We start from the raw sequence: 23,522 nt of genomic DNA on the forward strand, positions 1-23,522 counted from the left end.
GACTGCGGAACGCGCGATTATGGGAGGAGTGGATGAAAGCCGTAGCGATCGTTGTACTCTCTCTGGTTGTCTCGGGTACGGTTTGGGGCTTCGAGGCGGATTCTCAGTGCGTCGTGTGTCACAGCGACAGGAACCTGTTGAAGTCGCTGGGTGCTGAGGCGATGTTCCTCGACCCGGCGCAGGTGGACCGTGAAGTGAACATGCCCGGGGTCACCTGCATCGACTGCCACCTGGGCGACGAAAGCGTAAAGGACAAGGAGGCCGCGCACAAGGACATGCTGCGCCCCTTCGTGGTCGGCGTGGGACCAAAAATCAAGGGGGAGGCCCTGTCCCGGCAGGCGGCAGGGGCGGTAAAGCCACTGGTTCCACGTTCCTCCGACATGGAAGCCCTCACGCCGGAAGGCGACCCGAACAAGCTTGCCACCCTGGGAGTGAAGGCGGTGACCGGCATCCACTGGCAGGACCGCGATCCGAAGACCTTCGCTTTTTCCCCCGACATCGCCCGCAAGACCTGCGGCAAGTGCCATGCCCAGGAGGTAAAGGATTACGCGGGCTCGGAGATGGGGCTGCTGAAGCACCAGAGGTCGTTCCGCACGTGGTCGGAGCGGCTCCCCGGGCCCCAGAACTGCGGCATGTGGTTCGGGCAGAACTATGACAACCTGAAGGGACAGACCGCCGTCCCCTACTCCCTGGCCCAGAACGATGCCTCGAACCGCTCCTGCAACATGTGCCATCCGGGCTGCAACGATTGTCACTACAAACCGCACGCAGGAAGCGGCAGCCACAGCTTCGGCCTTCCGGACACGACCAGTTGCTACGGCGGCGGTCGCGGCACCATCTGCCACGCTGGACCGATGGATCGCAGACGTGGTGCCGGGTACTTCCGCGGCGACTATTCCTTCCCTCCCAACCTGCCCCAGGAGGCGCACTTCAAGGCGGGGATCACCTGCATCGACTGCCACAAGCCTCAACAGCACCAGTTCGGCCACCTCGGTTCACCCCGGGCTCGTGCCGCCTGCGCCAACTGCCACGCCGAGATCGTGAAGGCGGTGCAGAGCTCGGCGCACGCCACGGTAGACTGCGCGGCCTGCCACGTCACCGTGGTCGGCGCCTACCAGTACACCTTCTGGGGGCCGGGCGTCACCTTCGGCGTCGAGACCCCGTACGGCAAGCACAAGGAATACTACGGCACCCGCGATCTCCCAACCATCGTGAAGAACGCCGACGGGCGCTGGATCGGCGTGAAACCCTACCCCATGGCGGTGATGAACCAGACCGCCGAACTCGCCCCGACCGGGCTTTTGTTCCGCGAGATACCCAAGCGGCGCATACCGGGTAACACGTCCATCGGAGAGCCGGCGTTTTTCGAGGCGGTGCGCGGCGCGCGCGACGTCAACGACGCCTACATCGGCGTCGGTACGCGCAGCGACCTTCCCTCCGGCAACAAGGCGATTCTCTGGGTGCAGATGGACAAGATGAGCCATGCCCTCGGCAAGCCGCGCAGTTGCGCGACCTGCCACGACTCCCCGACCCAGGTGGGCAGATCGGAGTGGAGCTATTTCGAGAAGTCCGATGTGAAAAAGCCCTTCAAGGGGAGTTACAAGGTCCTTGCTGACAAGGACGGGTTGAGGTTTATCGAGCAGGTCTGGGACAAGCCGGATCCCGCCGGCAACCGCAAAGCGGAGGACTTCGCCCCCTTTACCCTGCTGCCGGCCGGTGCCTGGGACGTGAAGGGGATCGACTTCTCGCTTCCCTACGACAAGAAGAAGACGGACGCGGCACGCAGGGAGCTCGATCTGTTCCTGGCGCAGCTTGCGAACCGCAAGGACGCGGAAGGGGCCCGGCTGAGGGCGGTGGCCTATCACAACCTCGAACTCGCCAAGTCAATGCTGCAGCAACGCTGACTCCAGAACATGGGGGACTGGCTCCGCCAGGTGCCAGTCCCCTTTACCCTCTGTCCCCCTTACCCCTGAACACAAAGAAGGGCGCGCTGCAGCAGGCAGCGCGCCCTTTCTTTACGCCATCAGCAAGGCCGGAACCCGAAAGTCTCCGCCAGTGCCGACCCCACCCCCGCTAGTGCCGGGTCAACACGCGCAGCGTGTCGTTGGCCTCCTGAAGTTTCTTCTTGAGGATTTTCAGCTCGTCGACCGTGTAGGTGGTGGCACCTTGCTCATTGATGGCAACCTGCAGCTTCCTGATCCTGTCCTGGATGCTGTCGACCTGGTTGTTGCAATCCTTCAGGAGCATCGCGCACTCTTTCTCACACTGAGCGTCGCCTGCCTTATGCATGGTGCCGTGGGTCGGCGCCTCGTCAGCCAGTACCGGGGTTGCCGCCGCGAAAAGGGATACAGCCATAAGAACCAAAAGTTTACGTTTCATCGTTACATCCTCCTTTGATCGAGAGTTTTGTGCTGCGCTTCGTTGCGCACCTGCCTAACTATGAGCATCGGGCGTGCCAAAACGTAACTACCTGTAACTACGTGACCCTTTCAAAGAGGAAGCTCGTAATTAGAGAATATTCGACAACACCAGTGGCTTATTCGGCAAGGTTAACTCAGTCAATCAAACGCTGCGGCCCCAAACGAAGCGCCCCCTGCAGCGAAGGCTGCAGGGGGCGCAGTTTTTTAAAAACAGTTATGCCGGTTAAGTCGGGATGTTCACCAGGGACACCACCAGTTTCCGCCCCTCGGCATCGCACAACACGTCGAGGTTGACCTTACGGGCCTCGGGACCGGGCTCCTTGCGCTTGATCCCCATCCGGTCCACAACCAGCGTCTCCTTCCCCACCCAGAGATACTCCTCGGCGTGCCCCAGCACGTCGGCTACCACTGCGAGGTACACCTCCAGCATCTTGTCGTCTTTACCTATCTCCAGGAGCTGCGCCTCGATCTTTGCCAGTTGTTGCTCCAGGCCTGCCACGTCCGTAGCCGCGCCGGTGCGGGGATCGAAGCCGAAACCGCCGCGGCTCAACAGGGAGAGCTTCGAATCCAAAAGGGTGCGGTGTTTTTCCAGGTTGCCCCGCCGGGTCTTGATCTCGGTTATTCTCCCCAGGGCGATGCGCAGCAGGTGGTCGTAGGCCCGGCGCTTCAACTGGTAGCGGGTTTCCTCTTCCTTGCCGTTGAGGTCGAGGATCCGGTGCGCCTCGAAGCTCACCGTCACCTGCGGCACGTCGCGCAGCACCAGGTCGCCCGATATCTCCGCCCCCAGGATAAGCCGTTCCTGTTTCTCCATGAGCAGCAGCCCCGTGGCGGCGTGCCGGCCGTTGCCGCGCGTGCCGCGCAGTTGCGCCACGCCCGGGTCGCGCTCCAGGAACTGCCCCATTTCGGCGGCGGAGATGAAGTAGGTGCGCAGGTAGGTGTCTTCGTCGTAGCGCTGCGGATCGAGCGTCAGGACAGGGCCGGTACCGTCCACCAGGGAGACCACGTGGCCTATGGCGTGCAGCACGGCGGGGCGGAGTTTTTTCTTGTAGCCGAACACGGCGCGGATCCAGGGGTCGGTGCCGTCGACAGCGCGTTCAATGGCCTTGTTGACCAGGGCATCGGGCACGGCACCCGCCTTGGTGCCGCGCCGGAAGATGGAGTGAAGAAACCTCAGCAACTGCTGCCTCCTACCTACTTCTGCTCTTTGGTTTGCTCGATGTCGAAATCGCGCTTCATCGTGTACAGGGTCCGGATCAGTTCGTACTCGAAGGGCGAGCCGGTCTGGCGGTACCTGAAGGGGGTGCGATGCCTGCGGTCGATGGCGTAGATCCCGGAATAGGCAAAGGTGAACGTGCTGTCGTTGATCCAGGCGACCGGGCCGAGATAGTTGGACGTGGCCAGGTCCGCGATCAGCCCCGTGGTATCCCGGACGTTGGAGGCGCCCAGCACGGGGAGCATCAGGTAACTCCCGCTCCCGGTTCCGTAATGTCCGAGGGTGAGCCCGAAATCTTCGGTCTGGCGTTTGAGCCCCATCTTCTTCGCCTGATCCCACAAACCGCCGACACCGATGGTGGAGTTGATCACGAAGCGGCTCACGGTGATGCCGGCGCCCTTCAGATTGAACTGCATGAGATTATTAGTCAAGTTGGTAATTTCACCCAGGTTGTCGATGGCGTCGGAAACCCGGTCCTCGAGGTAGTTGGGCATGATGAACTCGTAGCCGCGCACCACGGGACGGTACAGGTACTCGTCGAAGTAGTAGTTGAACCGGTAGCTGCCGCGGTTGAACCCCTCGACCGAGTCCTTCACGTCCAGCATGTTGGGCTGCCCGGGCTTGACCAGGTCCTCGTAGCGCCTAAGCGGCGGTTCCACGGGACCGGTCACCGTGGGCATGGTGGAGCATGCCGAAAGCAGCAACAGGAATAACAGCGGGGCCAGGAGCCGCCATGCTGCGGCTGCTGCGGCCATCGTGGTCCGGTCCCCTCTTCCGCGCGAGATGGAGCAAGGCATGTAAGCGGCATGCGGTTTCATGATCACTCCTCCTTCCCTTTGAGAAAGCCGGTTATGGCGGAGACCACGTCGGGATGGAACATGTTGCCCATGTGTCCGCCGCTGGGGAAGATCCAGGCCCGGTCATCGAAGACGCGTTGCAGGTAGTCGATGTCACCGGAGACCAGGATGATGTCGTCCTCGTTGTGGATCAGCCCGAACTTCTTGTTCCCCTTCAGGTACCCTTCCAGCGAGCGCAGGGTCTCGCGCCGCAGCAAAGCCTCGCGGGTCAACCCCGACTCCATCTTCTGATAATGCGGGAAAAGCCACTGTTCGAAGTAGTCGACGAAGCTCGTCTTGTAGGCGACGATGGCGTAGCGGGTGAGCGAGGTCGTCGAGGTGAGACGAACGTTTTTGGGGACGATGTAGCCGCCGCCGTTCATGACGTCAGCCGTGAAGATCATGTCCGCGGCGTTCATGCGTGCGGTGAGACCGATCAGGGCGGCGAGGTTGCTCTCGCTGGGCTGCATCCGCTTGTAGGTGCGGTACATCGATTCGCCGCTCAGCCCGCCGGGACTCCAGGCCTCGGAAAGATGCATGGTCTGGCTGAAGACGCCGCGGAACCAGTTGTCGAAGTTGTCCATTCCTCCGGGAACGTTGTCCACCAGCAATCGGTCCAGGGCCGAAACCGAGTCGTAGAGGCATACCGGCGGGTTCATGAGCAGCACGCGCGTGAAATTGAAGCGGTGCTCCCTGTCGTCAAGGTTGGCGATGAAGGCGGCATCGAAGCCCCCCAGGCTGTACCCTGCCAGCAGGAACTCGGAGACCTCGACGCGTCCGCGGACCTTCTGGTAGGCGAGATCCATGACCCGGTACAGGTCCTTGGCGTCGTCGGTGGCAATCCCGGGGAGACCGCTGGACGCGTTCACCACGAAGTCCATGTGGGTCGGCGAAGTTATCGAGATGACATGGAAACCGGCTTGATACAACACCTTCTGCAGCTTGAGCATGCGCGGCACGTCGAACCGGGAGCCAGAGCCTGCGACCAAAAAGACCAGCGGTGCCTTGTGGTCCTGGTACACCAGCGAGCAGGCGAGCCCGTCCTCGTACCAGAACACCTCGGGTATCTTCCTTTTCGGGAAGGGGCGGACATCGAACTCGTACACCGGGATCTGGTCCGGCAGCCTGACCTCGAACTCCTTCGGGAGCTCCATCACCGTCGCCTCGTACGGGTTCACAAAGGGATAGAAATAGGATTTCGCAGGCGTCGCCCAGGCAGTCCGGACGGCAAGAAAAGAAACGAGCAGCAGAGTCAGCGCAAGTAGACGTTTCATGATTACCTCCCCACAGCCGGCCGCTACGGTATCAGGCCGGACTCTTTGAAGTAGCGTGCCGCTCCGGGATGCAGGGGAATAACGTTGACCCGCGCCGCCTGTTCAGGCGTCAGATCCTGCAGGATCGGGTGCTGGCGCCGGAACAGGTCGAGGTTGCCCAGGATCTCGCGCACCACGTGGTAGACATTGTCGTCGGGCTGGTCGGAGTTGGTGAAAAGTAAGGTGCGGATGCCGAGGCTTGGCACGCTTCCCGTTGCCTGCACGTTCGGGTAGAAGCGCATCGGGATGAGGACCGGGACGAGGAGCGGGTTGTTCCCGGTCACCTGCCTGATCAGCTCTTCACCCAACGGAACCAGGAGCACCTTGCGCTTCCCCGCGCTTGCCTCGAGCACGGTGAGGTTTGGGTGCCCGACGATGCAGAGGTAGGCATCGATGTCACCTTTTTGCAGCAGTTCCGGGGCGAGCGCGGTGGAATGCTCGGAGGTGAAAACCTCTCCGGGGTTGAGCCCCGACATCTGCAACAGCGCGCCGGCGTAGGTGTTGTCGATGGAACCGGGGGCGCCTATGCTGAGCCTTTTCCCTTTCAGGTCGGAGACGCGCTTCACGCCGCTGTCGACGGCGGCGACGATGGTGACCGTGGCCGGATAGAGCCCGAGCACGGCCCGCAATCCTTCCCTCGCCTTCCCTTCCCAGGGACGCACCCCCTGCATGGCGCGCTTCAAAAGTTCGGTCTCGGCGATGCCGAACGCAGCCCGTCCCTCGGCGACCGCGTCGATGTTCGCCACCGACCCGGCCGAGGCCACGGTGGCGAGCCTCACGCCGTAGACCGCGCTCTTCTTGTTGAATACCTTGGCCGCGGCACTTGCGGCGGCGTAGTAGGAACTGGTGGTGGTGCCTGAGGAGATGGGCAGGGACTGCAGCGGTGCGGCGAGAACCGGGGGAGGCGAAAGGTGTAACAGTGTGACGGCGAGAAACGCCAGAGAGTACGCGGCCAGTCGGCAAACATGCATAGGGTCCCCCCGTTAAGCAGTTTCGACAACAAGCCTTAGTTATACCATTTTTTCTTAATTCCACACATGGAAGCGGCGGTGCAGGTATCAGCGCCGGGGGCTAGTGTTTGAGGAGGAAGTGGACCAGGTTGACAGGCCACTCGGGAAGTGGCTCGGGAGCGAGGAGATAGTACGCGAGGGTCAAGGCAATGGCGGCGATGCAGCAGTAGAGGGTGATGCGTGCTCTGGACAACGGGGCTCCTTTCGGCCGCAGGGAATTCGACACAGTTCGCCTCCCTGCGCCATACTGCTTCCCCGGGCCGGGATCGGCCCGGGGATAGGTGCTGATTCTGTCTGTTACTTGCTGCCGCCCCCCAATACCTTGTAGAGGGTGACCATGTTGTTCAGGCGCGCGAGGCGGGTGGTGATCAGGTTCTGCTGGGCCACATAGAGCGAACGCTGCGCGTCGAGGACGTTGAGGTAGCTGTCCACGCCGGTCTGGTAGCGGGCCTGGGAGAGACGGAAGGTCTCCGCAGTGGCGCCGGTGAGGGACTGCTGCGCCGCCACCTGCTCGTCGATGGTGCCGCGCTGGGCCAGCGCATCGGCCACCTCGCGGAATGCGATCTGAATCGCCTTCTCGTACTGGGCCACGGCTATGTCGCGGTCCACCTTGGCCACTTCGAGGTTCGCCTTGTTGCGCCCCCCCTCGAAGATGGGAACGGATATGCTCGGCGCGAAGCTCCAGGCCAGGTTCCCCCCCTTGAAGAGGCCGGTAAGCTGGTCGCTGCCGAAGCCCACGCTGGTGGTCAGGGCGATGCGCGGGAAGAAGGCGGCGCGAGCCGCACCGATATTGGCGTTGGCCCCTTTCAGGTTGTTCTCGGCCTGCAGGATGTCCGGGCGGGAGAGGAGCACGTCGGACGGAAGCCCCGGCGCCACGTCCTTCACCGCGGTCAGTGTTTCGGTCAGCGACTTGGGCAGGAGATCCTGCGGTACGTCTGAGCCGACCACCAGGACGAGGGCGTTCAGGTCCTGCGCCACCAAGGTGGTATAGCGGGCTATGTCTACCCGGGCGGAGTCGACGCTGGTCTGGGCCTGCTGCAGGTCGAGGGCGGAGGAAACCCCAGCCTCGAACCGGCTCTTGCTGAGGCGGTAGGACTCCTGCTGGTTCGCCAGGGTGTCCTTGGCAAGCTGCAGCCGCTCCAGGTCCGAGCCGAGCGTCAGGTAGGCGTTGGCTACCTGAGACACCAGGGTGATCTGCACACTGCGCCTGGCCTGCTCGGTGGCGAGGTACTGCTCCAGTGCCTGGTCCTTCAGGCTACTGACCCTGCCGAACAGGTCGAGCTCGTAGGAACTGATGCCGACCGAGACGTTGTAGGAGTGGCCAACGCCACCGTTGCCGTTCTGGCTCAGATCGTCCGCCGTCTTCCTCACGGCAAAGGCGCCGTCCCCGGTGACGGTGGGGAAAAGGTCGGCACGTTTGATCTGATACAGGGCGCGATAGCGGTCCATGTTCAGAACCGCCACCTTGAGGTCACGGTTGTTGTCCAGGGCGAGCGTAATGAGCTTTTGCAACTGCGGCTCGACGAAGAACTCCTGCCAGGGGATCTCGGCCAGGGGCTTCTGCGCCGCCTGCTCCGTCTTGTAGGACGGGCCGGTGGGCCAGTTGCCGGCAACCGGGGGGGCTGGCGGGGTGTATTTAGGTGCCATCGAGGCGCACCCTCCCAGGAACAGGAAGGCGGCCAGGGCAAGGGGTCTGGCGATCGTGCGTGTCATGCTAGTGCACCTCCGCAGCGGCAGCGGCCTTCTTGGCCGTTCCGTGCTTCTTGGAGAACATCTTCGTCACCATGACGAAGAAGAACGGGATGAAGATAAGGTCGATGAAGGTCGCCGACAGCAGGCCGCCGGTCACCGCGGTGCCGATGGCGTTCTGGGCGCCGGCGCCCGCCCCCTTGGTGAGCGCGAGCGGCAGGGTACCGAAGAAGAAGGCGAGCGAGGTCATGATGACCGGACGCAGCCTGATCTTGACGGCGGTAAGCGTCGCCTCGACCAGTTCGTGTCCCTGGTGCAGCTGGTCCTTGATGAACTGGATGATCAGAATCGCGTTCTTGGTCGACAGGCCCACCGTGGTCAACAGACCGATCTGCAGGTAGATGTCGTTCGGGAGCACCCGGAGCGTTACCGCGGTGACCGCACCGACCAGGCCCAGCGGGAGCATGAGCAGGTTGACGAACGGGATGGTCCAGCTCTCGTAGAGGGCGGCTACAGCCAGGAAGACGACCAGGAGCGAGATGGCGTAGAGGGCCGGGGCCTGTTTCCCTGCGTTCTTTTCCTCGTAGGAGAGGCCGGTCCACTCGTAGGCGATACCCGGCGGCAGCTTGGCGGCCATGGCCTCCATCTCGGCCATCGCCTCGCCGGTAGAGATACCCTTGGCCGCGTTGCCCATGATTTCTACGCTCGGGATGCCGTTGTAGCGCTCCAGGCGCGGAGAGGCGTGCTCCCACTTGGCGGTCGCGAAGGCGGAGAAGGGAACCATCTCGCCCTTGTCGTTTCTCACGTACCACCTGTTGATGTCTTCGGGCACCATGCGGTAGGCCGCATCGGACTGCAGGTACACCTTCTTGACCCTGCCGTTTTGCAGGAAGTCGTTGACGTAGGAGGAGCCCCAGGCGGTGCCCAGGGTGTTGTTGATGTCGGAGAGCGACACGCCCAGGGCGCCGGCGCGGACGTCATCGATGTTCAGCTTGAACTGAGGGGTATCGTCCTGGCCGTTGGGGCGCACCGCCATGAGTTTCTTGTTCTGGCTTGCCATGCCTAAAAGCTGGTTCCTGGCGTCCATGAGGGCCTGGTGGCCAAGACCGCCGCGGTCCTGCAGCTGGAAGTCGAAGCCGTTGGCCTGGCCCAACTCGACGACGGCCGGGGGCGAGAAGGCGAAGGCCATCCCATCCCTGAACTTCGAGAAGGCGCCCATGGCGCGGCCGGCGACGGCCGGGGCCTTCAGGTCCGGGGTCGGGCGCAGCTTCCAGTCCTTGAGCTTGACGAAGGCGAGGCCCATGTTCTGGCCGCGGCCGGCGAAGCTGAAGCCCGCCACGGTGATCAGGGAGTCGACCGACTTCTTCTCGTTCTCGAGGAAGTGCTTTTCCACCTTCTCGAGCATCTTGATGGTGCGCTCCTGGGTGGCGCCCGCCGGAAGCTGGATCTGGCAGACGATGAAGCCCTGGTCCTCGTCCGGAAGGAACGCGGTGGGGAGCCTCAGGAAGAAGAAGGCCATGGCGCCGACCAGGCAACCGTAGAAGATGAGGTAGCGCAGCGGCTTGCCGAAGGAGTTGCCGACGATGGACTCGTACTTGTGACGCGCCTTGTCGAACACCTTGTTGAACCAGCGGAAGAAGCCGCAGAACCAACCGGACTCGCACGCCTCGTGCCCTTTAACCACCGGTTTGAGGAGCGTGGCGCACAAGGCCGGGGTCAGGATCTGGGCGGTGAGCACCGACAGGATCATCGCCGAGACGATGGTGATGGAGAACTGGCGGTAGATGACGCCGGTGGAACCGCCAAAGAACGCCATCGGGATGAAGACGGCGGAAAGCACGGTGGCGATGCCCCAGAGGGCCGAGGTGATCTGCCCCATTGACTTGACCGTCGCGTCGTGTGGGGAGAGCCCCTCCTCGGTCATGATCCTTTCCACGTTCTCGACCACGACGATGGCATCGTCAACCAACAGGCCGATGACGATGACCAATGCGAACATGGTCAGGGTGTTGATGGAGAAGCCTGCCGCGAAGAGAACGCCCAGGGTGCCCAGGAGAACGACCGGGACCGCGATGGTCGGGATCAGGGTAGCGCGAATGTTCTGCAAAAACAGGAACATGATGATGAAGACCAGGCACACCGCCTCCATCAGGGTCTTGACCACCTCCTCCATCGAGATCTTGACGAACGGGGTGGTGTCGTACGGGTAGACGACCTTGGCGCCGGCCGGGAAGAACTTCTCCAGGTCCGCCATCTTGGTCCTGACCCGCTCGGCGGTGTCGAGCGCGTTGGCGCCGGCGGCGAGCCTCAGCGCCATGGCCGCAACCGGTTTCCCTTTGTAGCGGGCCAGGGTGTCGTAGTTCTCGGTGCCGATGTCGATCTTGGCCACGTCCCTGAGCTTGACCGTAGAGCCGTCGGGGTTGGTGCGCAGCACGATCTCCTGGAACTGCTCCGGGTTCTGCAGCAGGGTCCGCGCGGTGATGGTGGCGTTTAACTGCTGCCCCTGCATGGCGGGCATGCCGCCGAACTGGCCGGCGGACACCTGCGCGTTCTGCGCCTGCAGCGCGGTGGTGACGTCGTTGGGGGTGAGCTTGTAGTTGTTCAGCTTGTCCGGGTTCATCCAGATGCGCATCGCGTTCTGGGAACCGAACACGGTCACCTCACCCACGCCTTCGACGCGGCTGATGATGTCCTGGACGTTGGACACCATGTAGTCGGTCAGCTGGTAGCGGTTGAGGCTGCTGTCCTCGGAGACGATGCCGACGATCAGCAGGAAGTTACGGGTGGATTTCACCACCTGGACCCCCTGCTTCTGCACCACCTGCGGCAACAGCGGCGTAGCCAGCTGCAGTTTGTTCTGCACCTGAACCTGGGCGATATTGGGATCGGTCCCGGCCTTGAAGGTCAGGTTGATGGAGACCGCACCGGCGGAGTCGCTGGTGGAGGACATGTAGAGCAGGTTGTCGATGCCGTTCATCTTCTGCTCGATCACCTGGGTGACCGTGTCCTGCACCGTCTGGGCGGAGGCGCCCGGGTACATGGCGTTGACCGAGATCTGCGGCGGCGCGATGGGCGGATACTGGGAGACCGGCAGCGACTTCATGGCCAAGAGGCCGGCCAGCATCACCCCGATGGCGATGACCCAGGCGAAGATGGGTCTGTTTATGAAAAACCTGGACATGGAATAAGCTCCTTAAAATCCGTTCAACGTTCAACGTTCAACGTTCGACGTTTACTTCACATCGACGAGAGTGGCTGTTTTAGTGGTCGCGCCTACTTTTTCTGAGGCTGTGCCGGGGCTGCCGGGGCACCGGGGGCTGCCGCCTTGGCGCCTGCGGCACCCTGACCGCCCTGCCCTGCCGCTGCCGGAGCGCCCGCGCCGGGACCGCCCTGCCCTTCGGGGGACTGGAACGGCACCACCTTCACCTGGGTGCCGGGACGCGCTTTCTGCAGCCCCTCCAGGATCACCTTCTCGCCGCCCTTCAGGCCGGAGCTCACCAGCCAGGCGTCACCCACGGTGCGGGCAACCTGGATCGGCCTCGGCTCAACCTTGTTCTCGGCACCGACCACCATGACGATGGCCTGGCCGGCCGCGTTGCGGGTCACGCCGCGCTGCGGGATCAGGATCGCCGACTCGTTGATCCCCTCTTCAAGTACCGCACGGACGAACATGCCCGGGAGCAGGGTCTGCTTCGGGTTCGGGAAGACGGCGCGCACGGTGATGGAGCCGGTGCTCTGGTCGACGGTCACGTCGGAGAATTTAAGCGAGCCGGTCACCGGGTACGGGGTGCCGTCCTCGAGCAGGAGCTTGACGCGGGCCTGGCCGGCCTGGTCGCGCTTCAAAAGACCGGTGGCGAGGCTGCGGTTCAGCTTCAGCATGTCGGAGCTCGACTGGGTCACGTCCACATACATGGTGGAGAGCTGCTGGATGGTCGCCAGGGCGGTTGCCTGGCTCGCGGTCACGAGTGCGCCGTCGGTGACGGTGGAGCGCCCGATGCGGCCGGAGATGGGGGCGGTCACCTTGGTGTAGGCCAGGTTGATCCGCGCCGTCTCGACGGCGGCCTTCGCGGAGGCGACGTCGGCCTCGGCCTGTTTGAGCGCAGCGTAGGCGGCGTCGTAATCCTGCTTGCTGACCGCGTTGATCTTGACCAGTTCGCGGAAGCGCTCCTCCTTCAGCTTGGCGGGGAGGACGTTGGCCTCGGCGCGCGCCTCGCTCGCCTTGGCGCTGGCGTAGGCGGCCTGGTAGGTCGCGGGATCGATCTGGTACAGCACCTGGCCGGCCTTGACGTCGCTACCCTCGGTGAAGACCCGCTTCAAAATGATGCCGCTCACCTGGGGACGGACCTCGGCTATCAGGTAAGGGGACGTGCGCCCCGGAAGTTCGGTGGTCAGGGCGACGCGCTCGGGCTTCACCTCGATGACGCCCACCTCGGGCGGACCCATCGGCGGACCGCCGGCCTGCTGCTGTTTCTTGCCGCACCCGGAAAGAAGCAGGGAGCCGCTCAGAACTACAACGACGGATAACAACTGTGCCCTGTACTTGATCTGCATGAAAACACCTCGTTTGGTTGGGTTACTGCCCGTGAAAAGGTTAAGCGGACCGCGTGCGGACCGCCGTAGTTATTTGCGCCTAAAGGAAACGAGTACCACGATGCCGCCCCAGGTAAGGGCGAACAGGATCAGACAAAGCTTCATCAGCATCTGGGAAAAAACCTCATTGGAATGAACAATCAATCCGGTCTAGCGACGCAGGGCGTCCCAGCAGGCCCCGACCACCTGCTCGATCAGGGCATCGTCCAGCTTGATGAAGCCAAGGATGTGGTCGCGACAGATATCGACCAAAGGACCGAAAAAGAGCGAAAAGAGGATGGCCAACTCCAGAGGCTTGAAGATCTGCTGCGCCACCGCCTCGTCGAAGAGCTCGCTGATGATGTCCTTTCTCCCCTGCCCGAAGAGCTTCTCGCGGCGGTGGTCCACGCCGTACGGGGAGTTGTGGAACTGCTCGACGAAACGCAACTGCAGCGGTTCGTTGATCAGGTGGCGCACCAGCGCGGTGCCGATATGCACCAGGCGCTCGCGCACCGGCCCGTTTTCCGGGTACCCCTGCATCATCACCTCGACGAAACGTTCTTCCACGTTTTTGTAGATCCAGCGGATCAGGTCGTCCTTGTTTTCGAAATAGCGGTAAATGGTACCGGCGCCGACGCCGGCCTTCTCTGCTATCATCGCCATGGGCGCGCCGTGGAACCCCTGCTCGGCCACCAACTCCAACGCCGCCTGGATGATCGCTTCACGCTTCTCGGCACATTTGTCCGGCTTGTCACACTTTTCTGCTTTATCCATCTTCTTCCCCTTTTGCGGAATGACCGTTCATTCCTTTTATATGCTCCTCTTTTTATGCTGTCAATAAGTCAAAACAGAAAAACGATTAAAAGCAGGTAAAAAAGACACACACCACACGGCGAGCAGCGCTCACCAGAGCGGGTTTGACTGGGAAAGGGTTTTGGAGTAGATTTGCGCCTCTGTCACAGCAAAGCCGACCAAACCAGTCATAAGGGAAAAGTCATGATCGAACTGTTACGCAAACGCCGCAGCATAAGGAAGTTCACCGAAGAGAAGGTCTCCGCAGAGGCCGTGGAGACATTGGTCGAGGCCGCTTTGAGAGCGCCCGCTTCTCGCAGTCTGAATCCTTGGGAGTTCATCGTCGTCGACGACCCGCAACTGCTGCAGCAACTCGCCGCAGCCAAGCAGCACGGCTCCGAGTTCGTGGCGCGGGCGCCTTTGGCCATCGTGGTCTGTGCCGACAGCACCAAGTCCGATGTCTGGGTCGAAGACTGCTCCATCGCCGCCATCCTAATCCAGTGCACCGCCCTGTCGCTGGGGCTGGGGAGCTGCTGGGCGCAGATCCGCGAGCGCAGGCACGATGCCCAAACGAGCGCCGAGCAGTACCTCCAGAAACTGCTGGGACTCCCGGAACACCTGAAGGTGGAATGCATCCTCGGCATCGGCCACCCTGCCGAGCGTCCGCGCCCCCTTCCCGCCGAGAAGCTGCAGCGCGAAAAGGTGAGGAAGAACCGCTGGTCCTGATGCGCATAACGAGTCAGGGTGCAGCTGGCCTATCTTCGCAATAGAGGACACGTTAGAAACCCTTATGCTGCCATCTTCAACTCCTGCTGCTCGAACTCTTCTGGGGAGCAATAGCCGATGGCAGAGTGTAGCCTCTTGCGATTGTAAAAACCTTCGATGTAGCAAAAGATCCGGCTTTGCGCCTCCTGCCGGGTTTTGAAGGAGCAGTGGTAAACCAATTCTCTCTTCAGTGTCGAGAAGAATGTCTCCGTCACAGCGTTGTCGTAGCAGCATCCGGTGCCGCTCATGCTTTGTACGCCGCCAGCTTTGCTGATCGTGGTACCGAAGCGCTTACTGCAGTACTGCGAACCGCGATCGCTGTGGAAGATGAAGCCAGCTCCTGGCCGACGCTTCACCGCTGCATTGGCAAAAGCCGTTACAACCAGGTCGTCTGTCATTCGGTCGCTCATGCTCCAGCCAACGATCCGGCGGGAGAAGAGATCCAGCACGACTGCCAGGTACAACCAGCCCTGGGCAGTCTCGATGTACGTGATGTCACCAGTCCAAACCTGATTAGGGGCTGGAGCAGAGAAATTCCGCTGTAAAAGGTTTGGCGCGACAGGACGTTTGTGATCCGAGTTCGTGGTGACTTTGAATCGCCGCTTAGTCTTCACTCGCAGATCATTTTCACGCATCAGGCGCCAGACGCGGTTCTTTCCGACGTACTTTTGTTGCTTTTGCAGCTCTTTGACTACTCGTACTGCACCGTACGTCTTGTCGCTGTCGTGAAAGGCTTTTTTGATAGCTGGTAGCAGTGCCTGGTCTTCACGCTGCCGCTTGGTTACCCGGCCGGCTGCATGGGCGTAGTACCAACTCCGAGTCACTCCAAGAACTCGGCACATCTCCTGAACTCCGAATTCGGAGCGGTGCTCGGTTATGAACCCGAATATCGATTCGGATCCGTCGAGAAGATGGCCACTGCTTTTTTTAGGATTTCACGCTCGCGCAGTAGCCTCTCGTTCTCTTTACGCAGGTGCTTCAGTTCGGCTTCAACTGATGCATGCTTAACTTTTACAGGATCTTGTTGGTCCCGATGTTTCTGGACCCACCCTTTGAGAACCCCATGGGTGATCCCTAGGCTGCTCTCTACCTCACGGATGGTACGGCCTTCATCAATGACTAACTTGATCGCTTCTCGTTTAAACTCTGAATCGTACTTGCGATTCGATCTCATGACACACCCTCCTAGCTCGTTAGGATATATGGTGTGTCCTCAAAAGTGAAGATAGCTCAAGCGTCACCTGAACTCCCCCTCCCTTGACGGGAGCACCTCCCCCCCTAGCCCCCTCCCGCCGAGGGGCGGGGGAACCACGAACAAGGGATCAATGGCGCTCGAACAAATAGAAAGGCCCGCCCCCGGGATGGGACGGGCCTTTCTTTTACTCATTGGTGACTCTGCTACCTGCCACTCCCCCCTTTGCGAAGGGGGGTCGGGGGGGATTTGCCTTTCCCTGAAGCAAATCCCCCTAAATCCCCCTTCGCAAAGGGGGACTTTTACCAGCAAAAGATTGTCACTGATCGGGTTCTTTTGCTCAGCCAAGGTGAAGGAAAAAAAGGCACACCCCGGAGGAGGTTTACAGGGGTGTGCCAATAACACCGTTTAGCCGCCGTTGATATCGGACTTGATGTTTTGCAAAAGGGAGCCGATGGACTCGTCCAGTTGCTGTTCCAGCATCCGGCGCGTCTCTGCGCTCAGGCCGTGAGGCTGTGAGGGCGGGGCCGCCGCGACCTCGGGAGCGTTCCCGCTCTCATCGGTCACGGGACGACCGCTGGGGATCTGCTCGTAATGGACGTGCGGGCCGGTCGACCTGCCGCTGTTGCCGGAGAAAGCCAGCACCGCCCCAGCCTCGACCTGCTCACCAGAATGAACGTTCACCCTGGCGTTGTGCCCGTACAGGGTGCGGTCGCCGCTGTCATGCTCAAGGATGACGGCAGCGCCGTAGCCGCGGCGCTCCCCGGCGAAGACCACCCTCCCCTTGCGCGTTGCCCGTACCGGGGTGCCGACCGGGACGGCGATATCGATGCCCCGGTGAAAGGCGAGCTTGCCGCTCCCGAAGGGATCGAGCCGCCAGCCGACACCCGAGGTGACCACCCCCTCGACCGGGAGGGGACCGGAAGCCCGCGCAGGAAGCGGTGCGTGGCACAGCAGAATGATCAGTATGAAAAAGAAATGCCGTGCTGCAGTCACCGGGTCCCCGACATGAAGTAGATGTGATGCTCGAGACAGCGAGTATCTATCAAGGAGCGTGCCCGCCCCGTCGTTTTTCAGCTAAGCCACTGACTTGTATGAACTCTGCTTGACACCAGCCATGGGAACCTGGCGCGGACGCTGCAGAATATTCACTGCTCGTTGCAGAATATTCCGCAGGGCTTGTTCCCGCCCGCCCGTCTCACCGGGGGAAGGAGGGTGGACGGGCGAATGATTATTCGCCCCGACAGGAGCGGTGCGGGACGGCAGTTATCAAAAAAAAGGGACCGCCCCCTGGCGGTCCCCTGTGTGGATCGCTACTGCCCTGCCCGTTACTGGTCGCGGAAACGGTACGGCCAGGCCATGATGCCGCCGTCCATGAATTTCACATCGGCAAAGCCTGCGGCGTCGAGGATCTTCTGGGCCTCGTACCCCCTGAGGCTCACCTTGCAGAAGGCGACGATTTCCTTGTCCCTGGGAAGCTCTTCCAGCCGCTCGCGCAGCGCTCCCAGCGGGATCAGTTTGGCACCGTCGATGCCGATCTCGCCGTGCTCGGCCGGCGAGCGGACGTCCAGCAGGATGAAGTCGTCCCCCTCTTCCAGCTTCTTTTTCACCTCGCGCGCCGTGATGCCGCGGGCATGCCCGGAAAGCTTGTTCTTCATGATGTCGGCGGCGACGATCAGGTTGTCCATGGCGGCGCCATACGGGGGCGCGTAGGCCAGGTCCAGCTGGGAGAGCTGCTCCGCGCTGGCCTTGAAGGTGATGGCGGTTGCGGCTGCGTCGAGGCGTTTGTCCACGGCGCCCTCCCCCGCCGCCTGCAGCCCCAGAATGCGGCCGGTGGCGCGTTCGGCGACCAGCTTGAGCAGGATGGGTTTCGCCCCCGGGAAAAAGTGGGCGCGGTCGGGCGCCGGCGAGATCACGGTCTCCACGTCGAAGCCGTGCCTGCGTGCCTCGCTCTCGGTGAGTCCGGTCTTGCCCGCGTTGACGTTGAAGACCTTGAGGATGCTGGTTCCGATCACGCCGGCGAAGGTCGCCTCGCCGCCGGCCGCGTTGATCCCGGCGACGCGCCCCTGCTTGTTGGCGGTGCTCCCCAGCGGGATGAACACCTTCTTGCCGGTGACAAGATGGGTGGTTTCGCAGCAGTCGCCGCAGGCGTAGATATCGGGATCGCTGGTGCGCAGCTGTTCGTCCACCGCGATGGCGCCGGTCACCCCGATGGCGAGACCGGCCTCCCGGGCAAGGGCCACGTTAGGCGTCACCCCGGGGGCGAGCACCACCAGGTCGGCGGCGATCTCCCTGCCGCCGGCACAGACCTGCTGCACCCTCCCCAGGCCGGCGAAGCCGGTGACGGCGCAGCCGGTCAGGACGGTCACCCCCTGCAGCTTCACGTGTTTTTCCACCACCGCCGCAACCTCGGCGTCGAGCACGCCGGGGAGGAGCTGGTCTCGCATCTCCACCAGGGTTACCTGTACCCCCTTGTCCCGCAGCGCTTCCGCGGTCTCCAGGCCGATCAGACCGGCGCCGATGATGCAGGCTGCGGTACCCGGAAGGGCCCGTTCCTTCAAGAGTTCGGCGTCCTCGATCGATTTCACCGTGAAAACGTTCGATAAAGAGACGTTCTCCAGGGCCGGGATGAACGGCGAGCTGCCGGTGGCCAGCACCAGCTTGTCGTAGGGAAGCTCACTCTCCACCGCTTCACCCTCGCGCAGGCGGATCAGCTTGCGCTGCCGGTCGATGCCGGTGACCTCGGTGTTGGTTCGGACCGACACACCCTTGACTTTGCTGAAGAAGTTCCGGTCGCGCACCACCCCGACCGGGGTGCTCATCAGCTCCTTAAGCTCCTTCACCGTGTCGGAGACGTAGTACGGAATGCCACAGGCGCCGTACGAAATGAAGCTGCCCCGGTCAAGCACCACGATCTCCGCGTTGGGGTCCGTCCTTCTGGCCTTGGCGGCCGCCTTGGCACCCGCGGCGTTAGCGCCTATCACCACTATTTTCTTGGTCATCCACATCTCCTTCGAACTTCATCTCGGCCTCGCACCGGCCGCAGCCGGAATCAGCGCACCGGTGCCCCTGCCACGGTCAGCGAGGGGTTTCCCCCCGCCCCCTGAAATCCGTCGTCACCCGCAGTGCCAGCAGCGCAAAGGGCCAGGCGTGCCAGAACAGGTCGAATATGTCGAGCGGTCGGACCAGGGTCCCGGAGAGGAGCATCCTCACCTTGCCGAACAGGTGCGGCTCCGGAACAAAAGGGGCGAAGCCAAGCAGCAAGGCGATCGGGATCAGGGTCCCGTAGCCGGGCAGTTTAAGCTGTGTCACACGTCCTCCAAACCGCTCGGGGGCTCGTTCTGGCCCCCGGGCAGCCACGGAACAATACACATTCGCCTTTTTGCATGTCAACACAATTCCGCCGTTTACAGCACCAGCGACTGCAAAAACTAAAAAAAGAGGAGGTCTGCGGGACCCCCTCTCTCTCTTCGTTCAACGCCCCAACTGGGCGCCGGTCAGAACCTTCAGCCGCCGCTGTTGCACTTCGTGTCCGAAGCGCTCCCCGCGGCGAACGTCGACAGCCCCTTCTTCACCTTCGCCGAACCGCAGGTCGGACAGTTGCACTCATCCACTGCAGCTCCCTTGTGCAGCTTCTCGAAACGGGTACCGCAGTCGTTGCAAACGTACTCGAATATCGGCATCACAGCTCTCCTCGCCTTTTGTATGCAAACTCTCGCATATATTATAGCCGCGATAATTCTCTGTCAAGGTTTGATCGCATCCCCCTCCCCGCCGGCCAGCACTTTCCAGATGCGCTCAGAGGCGTGGCCGTCCCAGAGTTCTGGAACCCGCGCCCTTTCCTTTTTCGCCAGGCTTTCCCGGAGGCCGGCCAGGATTCCCTCGGGCGAGGTCCCCGCCAGCACGTTGCTGCCGATCTCGACGGTGATGGGGCGCTCGGTGTTCTCCCTGATGGTGACGCAGGGTACCCCAAGTGCCGTGGTTTCCTCCTGCAGCCCGCCGCTGTCGGTCAGGACGGCCTCGGCATCCTTCCAAAGAAAGAGAGCCTCCCGGTAACCCAAAGGCGGCAGCAGGACCACCTTGTCGGCCAGGCGAATGCCGTTTTCCTTCATCGTCTTCGCGGTGCGCGGGTGCACCGGAAAGAAGATGGTTCGGTTCCGTGCCAGTTCGTTCAAGGCCCGGGCAATCCCCGAGAAGGTCTCGCGGCAGTCGACGTTGGAGGGACGGTGCAGGGTGAGGAACAGGTAGGGGGACGCCTCCTTTTTCAGGTGGAACCCTTTCAGGAGCGTCTGGTCCTGGCGCGACAGGCACGCCACCTGATGCAACAGGTTGTCAACCATCACGTGCCCTACCGCGTGAATGCGCTCGGCCGGCTTCCCCTCCCTGAGCAGGTTCACGGTGCCGCTCTCCTCGGTGACGAAGAAATGGTCCGAGATGGCATCGGTCACCATCCGGTTGATCTCCTCGGGCATGGCAAGGTCGAAACTGCGCAGCCCCGCCTCGACGTGTGCCACCTCGATGCCGCACTTCTTGGCCACGATGGAACAGGCCAGGGTGGAGTTGACGTCTCCCACCACCAGGACCAGGTCGGGGCGCTCCTTGAGGCAGACATCCTCGAAGGCCACCATGACCGCGGCGGTCTGAGCGGCATGACTGCCTGAACCACAGGTGAGCGAGTACCGCGGCTGGGGGATCTCCAACTCCTCGAAAAAGGTCCCCGACATCTCCTGATCGTAGTGCTGCCCGGTGTGCACGATGCTGCAACGGACCGAACCGCAGGCGAGCGAGGCGCGGTAGATGGGAGCGATCTTCATGAAATTGGGGCGGGCACCGGCAACCAGCAAGACGTTCATGTTTTTCCTCGTCGGTCAGCGGCCGATGTCGCGCGGGGGGACGGGCCGCTGCATTTTATTTTAGGTCAAACAACATTGTAAGTTTTTAACATTGAGACCCATGAATGCAATCGGCCGAGAAAAAATCTGGGGAAAACAAAACATCAGAACGACATTCTATCGATGAAATTAATTTTAGTTGACCTCCGGACGGCAAACTCATAGTATTGGCCTGATTTCGGCTGATTACCTTTTACCAGATCGTTTTATTTTGACGTACACAGGACTTACCGCCACTGCTCTTGCTTCGAGCCTGTTACCAAGATACGCAGGAAGGGAACAGCCACTTGCCACTGCAAATCCTCATCATAAGCGACAACGAGTCCTTCACCACCTACCTTGGTGAACTGCTGCAGGATGCCGGACACGCCACCCGTTCCGTCGCGCAGGAAAAGGAGGCCTTTCCCGCCATCAGGAGGCAGAAGCCGGATCTGATCATCCTCGCGCTGGAAGCCTCCAAGATCGCCCCCCTCGCCATAGAACACAGGGTGCAGACGCCGGAAGGACCGCGGTCGGTCCCCGTCATCGTCATCTCCGAATGTCTGCGGCTCGAGGCGGAACTGTTGCAGGTCTTCGACTTCATCGGCAAGCCACTGGACGTGAAGCGTCTTTTGGAGGACGTCGCGGCGGTGGCGCTCAGGAAATCTCTCCCGTCCCAGGACCAGGAGCTCGAACCGCGTTTGGCCGCCGTCTTTTCCCGGCACATCCTCTCCCGCAGCGGCCTTCATTTCGACCAGCGCAACCGGCCGGCCCTGACCAGGGGGTTGCTCAAACGGATGTCGGCGCTGCGCCTGACCGACTTCAAGGAGTACTTCCAGTACCTCAAAGAGCACGGCGAGGACCGCCACGAGCTCCAGAAACTGCTGCAGTTTCTGACCGTCGGCGAGACCTATTTCTACCGCTACCCCGCCCACTTCGAGGTGCTCAAAGAGCGTTTTGCCGAGCACGCCATCTCCACCGCTCCCATCCGGATCTGGTCGGCGGGGTGCTCCACCGGGGAGGAGCCCTATTCCATCGCGATGGCGCTCATGGAAGCGCTCCCCGACTGGCGGCAGCGGGACATCAGGATCATCGCCACCGACATCAACAACCGCTCCCTGAAAAGGGCGCGCGACGGGGTCTACTCCCCGTGGTCGATGCGGATCACCACTCCCGAGCAGTCCCAGCGCTATTTCAGGCGGGTCGGAGAGAGTTTCCTGATCCGGGACGAGGTCAAGCAGCTGGTGCAGTTCTCGCACCTGAACCTGTCGATCCCCTGCCGTGAACCGGTCTGCGACGAGCTGCAGAACCTCGATGCCATCTTCTGCCGCAACGTCCTTATCTATTTCACGCCGGAGACCGCCTGCGGAATGCTGCAGCGGTTCACCCGGGCGCTGAAGCCTTCGGGCCTGCTCTTTCTCGGGCACTCCGAAACGCTGCTGCAGCGCGGCCTGGACCTGGAACTCAGACGCAGGGAGCGCAGTTTTTACTACGTGAAAAGCGCCTCTGCCGCCGAGCCCGGCGTCATCACGCCCCTCCCCTTGGCACCGCCGGCCGAGGCGGATCCCTACAGCGGCCTGACCGCAGAGCAGATCCGGCTGGCAACGGCATGGCTCAACGAGCAGAAACCGTGGCAGGGAGAGGCGAATCCTACGCCGACCCAGACCCCGCCCCAGCCATCGGAGCGGTCGGATCGGTCGCAGCCGCCTGAGCCATCGCGGCCGGTCGCCGCGGCGCAGGACGACGCGCAGCTGCTGCAGGCGGCACGCGAGCTTTTTGATCGCGAGGAGTTCGACCCGGCCCTGGAGCTTCTGGAACTGGTGCTGCGGCGTCGCCCCGACCTGCCGGAAGCCTTGGTCCTGAAGGGTTTCATCCTGGCGGGGAAAGGTGCACTGGAGCAGGCGCTGACGACCAGCGAGCGGGTGCTCGCCCTGAACGACCTCCTCCCGGAGGCCTACTTCCTCAAGGGGGTGCTTCTGGATGCGGCGGACCGGCTCGACGAGGCGGCCCGGGAGTACCGCAAGGCGCTCCTTTTGGACCACGACTTCATCATGCCGCGCTTCCACATGGGGCGGCTGCACCTGCGCCAGGGACGACTCGCCGAGGGGACGCGTGAGATCAGGAACAGCATCAAGATCCTGTCGCGCTGCGGCGAGGAAGAGACCATCCCCTTCTCCGGGGGGCTCACCAGGGCGGTGTGCATGCTGCAGCTGCAGAATACGCTGGCACGGGTAACCTAGCCGGACCCACCGCCGCTACGAGAGGTATTAGATGGGAGACGACAACAGCTACGACATCCGCACCATCCTCAGCCAGATGCGCGAGGAATACTGGCAGGCGCTTGCCGAGGAGGAAACCGAGGCGAAGGAGACGGTGGAATGCCTGGTCTTCACGCTGGGGGGTAAACGCTACGCCTTCGAGACCCACTACGCCTGCGAGGTGATCCGGGTCCCCAAGCTCGTGCGGGTACCGGCGGTGCAGAGCCTGATCAAGGGGATCTTCAACCTGCGCGGCGAGATAACCGCCGCCATCGACATCCGGCCCATGCTGGGGCTCCCCCAGCCCGAGATCGGGGCGACGGGAAGGATCCTGGTGGTGCGCGGCGACAACTTCACCACGGGGATCCTCGCCGAGGCGGCGCACGGCGTCCAGGGGCTCTGTTTCGAGAATTTCGAGCCCTTCACTTCCGGGTCCGGGACCAAGGCGGACTTCGTCCGCGGACACTTCAACCTCGAGGACGGCAACGTCATCCTGCTCGACGTGGAGGCGCTGCTCGCGGATCCGGAACTGCTGGCGGGCGAGGCCTGAGCCGGTACGGACGGGCTGCCATAAAGATTGCTAAGGCTCAGAAC

At 62.3% G+C, this 23,522-nt stretch carries 21 protein-coding genes; 4 read left to right on the forward strand and 17 right to left on the reverse strand.

What is annotated here, in order from left to right; genetic code table 11:
* The first annotated feature begins 32 nt into the window (after positions 1-32).
* On the forward strand, positions 33-1,904 hold the full coding sequence (locus tag KP004_RS10765) for a cytochrome C (protein ID WP_216798552.1): 1,872 nt from the start codon (positions 33-35) through the stop codon (positions 1,902-1,904).
* Positions 1,905-2,073: 169 nt separating this feature from the next.
* Here KP004_RS10765 and KP004_RS10770 read toward each other — a convergent pair whose 3' ends face one another.
* The 10 genes from KP004_RS10770 to KP004_RS10810 all read right to left on the reverse strand — a co-directional run bounded on the left by KP004_RS10770 (position 2,074) and on the right by KP004_RS10810 (position 13,824).
* On the reverse strand, positions 2,074-2,379 hold the full coding sequence (locus KP004_RS10770) for a hypothetical protein (protein WP_216798553.1): 306 nt from the start codon (positions 2,377-2,379) through the stop codon (positions 2,074-2,076).
* 264 nt (positions 2,380-2,643) lie between these two features.
* Positions 2,644-3,597, reverse strand: a complete 954-nt coding sequence (locus KP004_RS10775; protein WP_216798554.1) for a hypothetical protein — start codon at positions 3,595-3,597, stop codon at positions 2,644-2,646.
* Positions 3,598-3,611: 14 nt separating this feature from the next.
* Positions 3,612-4,451, reverse strand: a complete 840-nt coding sequence (locus tag KP004_RS10780) for an MlaA family lipoprotein (protein ID WP_216798555.1) — start codon at positions 4,449-4,451, stop codon at positions 3,612-3,614.
* 2 nt (positions 4,452-4,453) lie between these two features.
* Positions 4,454-5,743, reverse strand: coding sequence for an alpha/beta hydrolase (locus KP004_RS10785; RefSeq protein WP_216798556.1), 1,290 nt, complete (start codon positions 5,741-5,743; stop codon positions 4,454-4,456).
* Positions 5,744-5,766: 23 nt separating this feature from the next.
* Entirely contained in the window at positions 5,767-6,753 is a 987-nt protein-coding gene (locus tag KP004_RS10790; RefSeq protein ID WP_216798557.1) for a TAXI family TRAP transporter solute-binding subunit, read from the reverse strand.
* A 100-nt stretch (positions 6,754-6,853) separates the two neighbouring features.
* A complete protein-coding gene (locus KP004_RS21310; protein WP_275423134.1) occupies positions 6,854-6,985 on the reverse strand; it encodes a hypothetical protein in 132 nt (43 codons plus the stop codon).
* A 104-nt stretch (positions 6,986-7,089) separates the two neighbouring features.
* Entirely contained in the window at positions 7,090-8,505 is a 1,416-nt protein-coding gene (gene adeC / locus KP004_RS10795) for an AdeC/AdeK/OprM family multidrug efflux complex outer membrane factor (RefSeq protein ID WP_216798558.1), read from the reverse strand.
* Position 8,506: 1 nt separating this feature from the next.
* On the reverse strand, positions 8,507-11,662 hold the full coding sequence (locus tag KP004_RS10800; RefSeq protein WP_216798559.1) for an efflux RND transporter permease subunit: 3,156 nt from the start codon (positions 11,660-11,662) through the stop codon (positions 8,507-8,509).
* Positions 11,663-11,754: 92 nt separating this feature from the next.
* Complete coding sequence (locus KP004_RS10805) at positions 11,755-13,032, reverse strand: efflux RND transporter periplasmic adaptor subunit (RefSeq protein ID WP_216798560.1); 1,278 nt, start codon at positions 13,030-13,032, stop codon at positions 11,755-11,757.
* Positions 13,033-13,221: 189 nt separating this feature from the next.
* Positions 13,222-13,824 (reverse strand): TetR/AcrR family transcriptional regulator, encoded by a 603-nt coding sequence (locus tag KP004_RS10810; protein WP_216798561.1) that lies wholly within the window; start codon positions 13,822-13,824, stop codon positions 13,222-13,224.
* A gap of 222 nt (positions 13,825-14,046) precedes the next feature.
* Here KP004_RS10810 and KP004_RS10815 point away from each other — a divergent pair, with 222 nt between their 5' ends.
* On the forward strand, positions 14,047-14,568 hold the full coding sequence (locus KP004_RS10815; protein WP_216798562.1) for a nitroreductase family protein: 522 nt from the start codon (positions 14,047-14,049) through the stop codon (positions 14,566-14,568).
* 62 nt (positions 14,569-14,630) lie between these two features.
* Here the strand turns inward: KP004_RS10815 and KP004_RS10820 are convergent, their stop codons facing one another.
* The 7 genes from KP004_RS10820 to wecB form a co-directional block, all read right to left on the reverse strand.
* Positions 14,631-15,497, reverse strand: a complete 867-nt coding sequence (locus KP004_RS10820) for an IS3 family transposase (protein ID WP_216802408.1) — start codon at positions 15,495-15,497, stop codon at positions 14,631-14,633.
* Positions 15,482-15,781, reverse strand: a complete 300-nt coding sequence (locus KP004_RS10825) for a transposase (protein WP_216798563.1) — start codon at positions 15,779-15,781, stop codon at positions 15,482-15,484. Before KP004_RS10825 ends, KP004_RS10820 begins: the two co-directional genes overlap by 16 nt.
* A 426-nt stretch (positions 15,782-16,207) precedes the next feature.
* On the reverse strand, positions 16,208-16,795 hold the full coding sequence (locus KP004_RS10830; RefSeq protein ID WP_239026772.1) for a M23 family metallopeptidase: 588 nt from the start codon (positions 16,793-16,795) through the stop codon (positions 16,208-16,210).
* 332 nt (positions 16,796-17,127) lie between these two features.
* Positions 17,128-18,801, reverse strand: a complete 1,674-nt coding sequence (locus KP004_RS10835; RefSeq protein WP_216798564.1) for an FAD-dependent oxidoreductase — start codon at positions 18,799-18,801, stop codon at positions 17,128-17,130.
* Between the two features lie 76 nt (positions 18,802-18,877).
* Complete coding sequence (locus KP004_RS10840) at positions 18,878-19,111, reverse strand: RND transporter (protein ID WP_216798565.1); 234 nt, start codon at positions 19,109-19,111, stop codon at positions 18,878-18,880.
* A gap of 194 nt (positions 19,112-19,305) precedes the next feature.
* Positions 19,306-19,482 carry an FmdB family zinc ribbon protein gene (locus tag KP004_RS10845; RefSeq protein WP_216798566.1) on the reverse strand — a complete coding sequence of 59 codons (177 nt, stop codon included), beginning with the start codon at positions 19,480-19,482 and terminating at the stop codon, positions 19,306-19,308.
* Positions 19,483-19,545: 63 nt separating this feature from the next.
* Positions 19,546-20,652 (reverse strand): non-hydrolyzing UDP-N-acetylglucosamine 2-epimerase, encoded by a 1,107-nt coding sequence (wecB, locus tag KP004_RS10850; protein ID WP_216798567.1) that lies wholly within the window; start codon positions 20,650-20,652, stop codon positions 19,546-19,548.
* Between the two features lie 326 nt (positions 20,653-20,978).
* Here wecB and KP004_RS10855 point away from each other — a divergent pair, with 326 nt between their 5' ends.
* Both KP004_RS10855 and KP004_RS10860 read left to right on the forward strand, forming a co-directional pair.
* The gene (locus KP004_RS10855) at positions 20,979-22,910 is read left to right on the forward strand and encodes a CheR family methyltransferase (RefSeq protein ID WP_216798568.1); all 1,932 of its coding nucleotides are present in this window, start codon (positions 20,979-20,981) and stop codon (positions 22,908-22,910) included.
* 31 nt (positions 22,911-22,941) lie between these two features.
* The gene (locus KP004_RS10860; RefSeq protein WP_216798569.1) at positions 22,942-23,478 is read left to right on the forward strand and encodes a chemotaxis protein CheW; all 537 of its coding nucleotides are present in this window, start codon (positions 22,942-22,944) and stop codon (positions 23,476-23,478) included.
* Positions 23,479-23,522: the final 44 nt, after the last annotated feature.

Origin of the sequence: Geomonas oryzisoli (assembly GCF_018986915.1) — a bacterium.
Lineage (GTDB): Bacteria > Desulfobacterota > Desulfuromonadia > Geobacterales > Geobacteraceae > Geomonas > Geomonas oryzisoli.

Excerpts from the sequence above, each read along its gene's own strand:
- KP004_RS10765 (WP_216798552.1), top strand. The coding sequence starts at position 33 with ATGAAAGCCGTAGCGATCGTTGTACTCTCTCTGGTTGTCTCGGGTACG.
- KP004_RS10770 (WP_216798553.1), bottom strand. The coding sequence starts at position 2,379 with ATGAAACGTAAACTTTTGGTTCTTATGGCTGTATCCCTTTTCGCGGCG.
- KP004_RS10780 (WP_216798555.1), bottom strand. The coding sequence starts at position 4,451 with ATGAAACCGCATGCCGCTTACATGCCTTGCTCCATCTCGCGCGGAAGA.
- KP004_RS10785 (WP_216798556.1), bottom strand. The coding sequence starts at position 5,743 with ATGAAACGTCTACTTGCGCTGACTCTGCTGCTCGTTTCTTTTCTTGCC.
- KP004_RS10790 (WP_216798557.1), bottom strand. The coding sequence starts at position 6,753 with ATGCATGTTTGCCGACTGGCCGCGTACTCTCTGGCGTTTCTCGCCGTC.
- adeC (WP_216798558.1), bottom strand. The coding sequence starts at position 8,505 with ATGACACGCACGATCGCCAGACCCCTTGCCCTGGCCGCCTTCCTGTTC.
- KP004_RS10800 (WP_216798559.1), bottom strand. The coding sequence starts at position 11,662 with ATGTCCAGGTTTTTCATAAACAGACCCATCTTCGCCTGGGTCATCGCC.
- KP004_RS10805 (WP_216798560.1), bottom strand. The coding sequence starts at position 13,032 with ATGCAGATCAAGTACAGGGCACAGTTGTTATCCGTCGTTGTAGTTCTG.
- KP004_RS10810 (WP_216798561.1), bottom strand. The coding sequence starts at position 13,824 with ATGGATAAAGCAGAAAAGTGTGACAAGCCGGACAAATGTGCCGAGAAG.
- KP004_RS10815 (WP_216798562.1), top strand. The coding sequence starts at position 14,047 with ATGATCGAACTGTTACGCAAACGCCGCAGCATAAGGAAGTTCACCGAA.
- KP004_RS10825 (WP_216798563.1), bottom strand. The coding sequence starts at position 15,781 with ATGAGATCGAATCGCAAGTACGATTCAGAGTTTAAACGAGAAGCGATC.
- KP004_RS10835 (WP_216798564.1), bottom strand. The coding sequence starts at position 18,801 with ATGACCAAGAAAATAGTGGTGATAGGCGCTAACGCCGCGGGTGCCAAG.
- KP004_RS10845 (WP_216798566.1), bottom strand. The coding sequence starts at position 19,482 with ATGCCGATATTCGAGTACGTTTGCAACGACTGCGGTACCCGTTTCGAG.
- wecB (WP_216798567.1), bottom strand. The coding sequence starts at position 20,652 with ATGAACGTCTTGCTGGTTGCCGGTGCCCGCCCCAATTTCATGAAGATC.
- KP004_RS10860 (WP_216798569.1), top strand. The coding sequence starts at position 22,942 with ATGGGAGACGACAACAGCTACGACATCCGCACCATCCTCAGCCAGATG.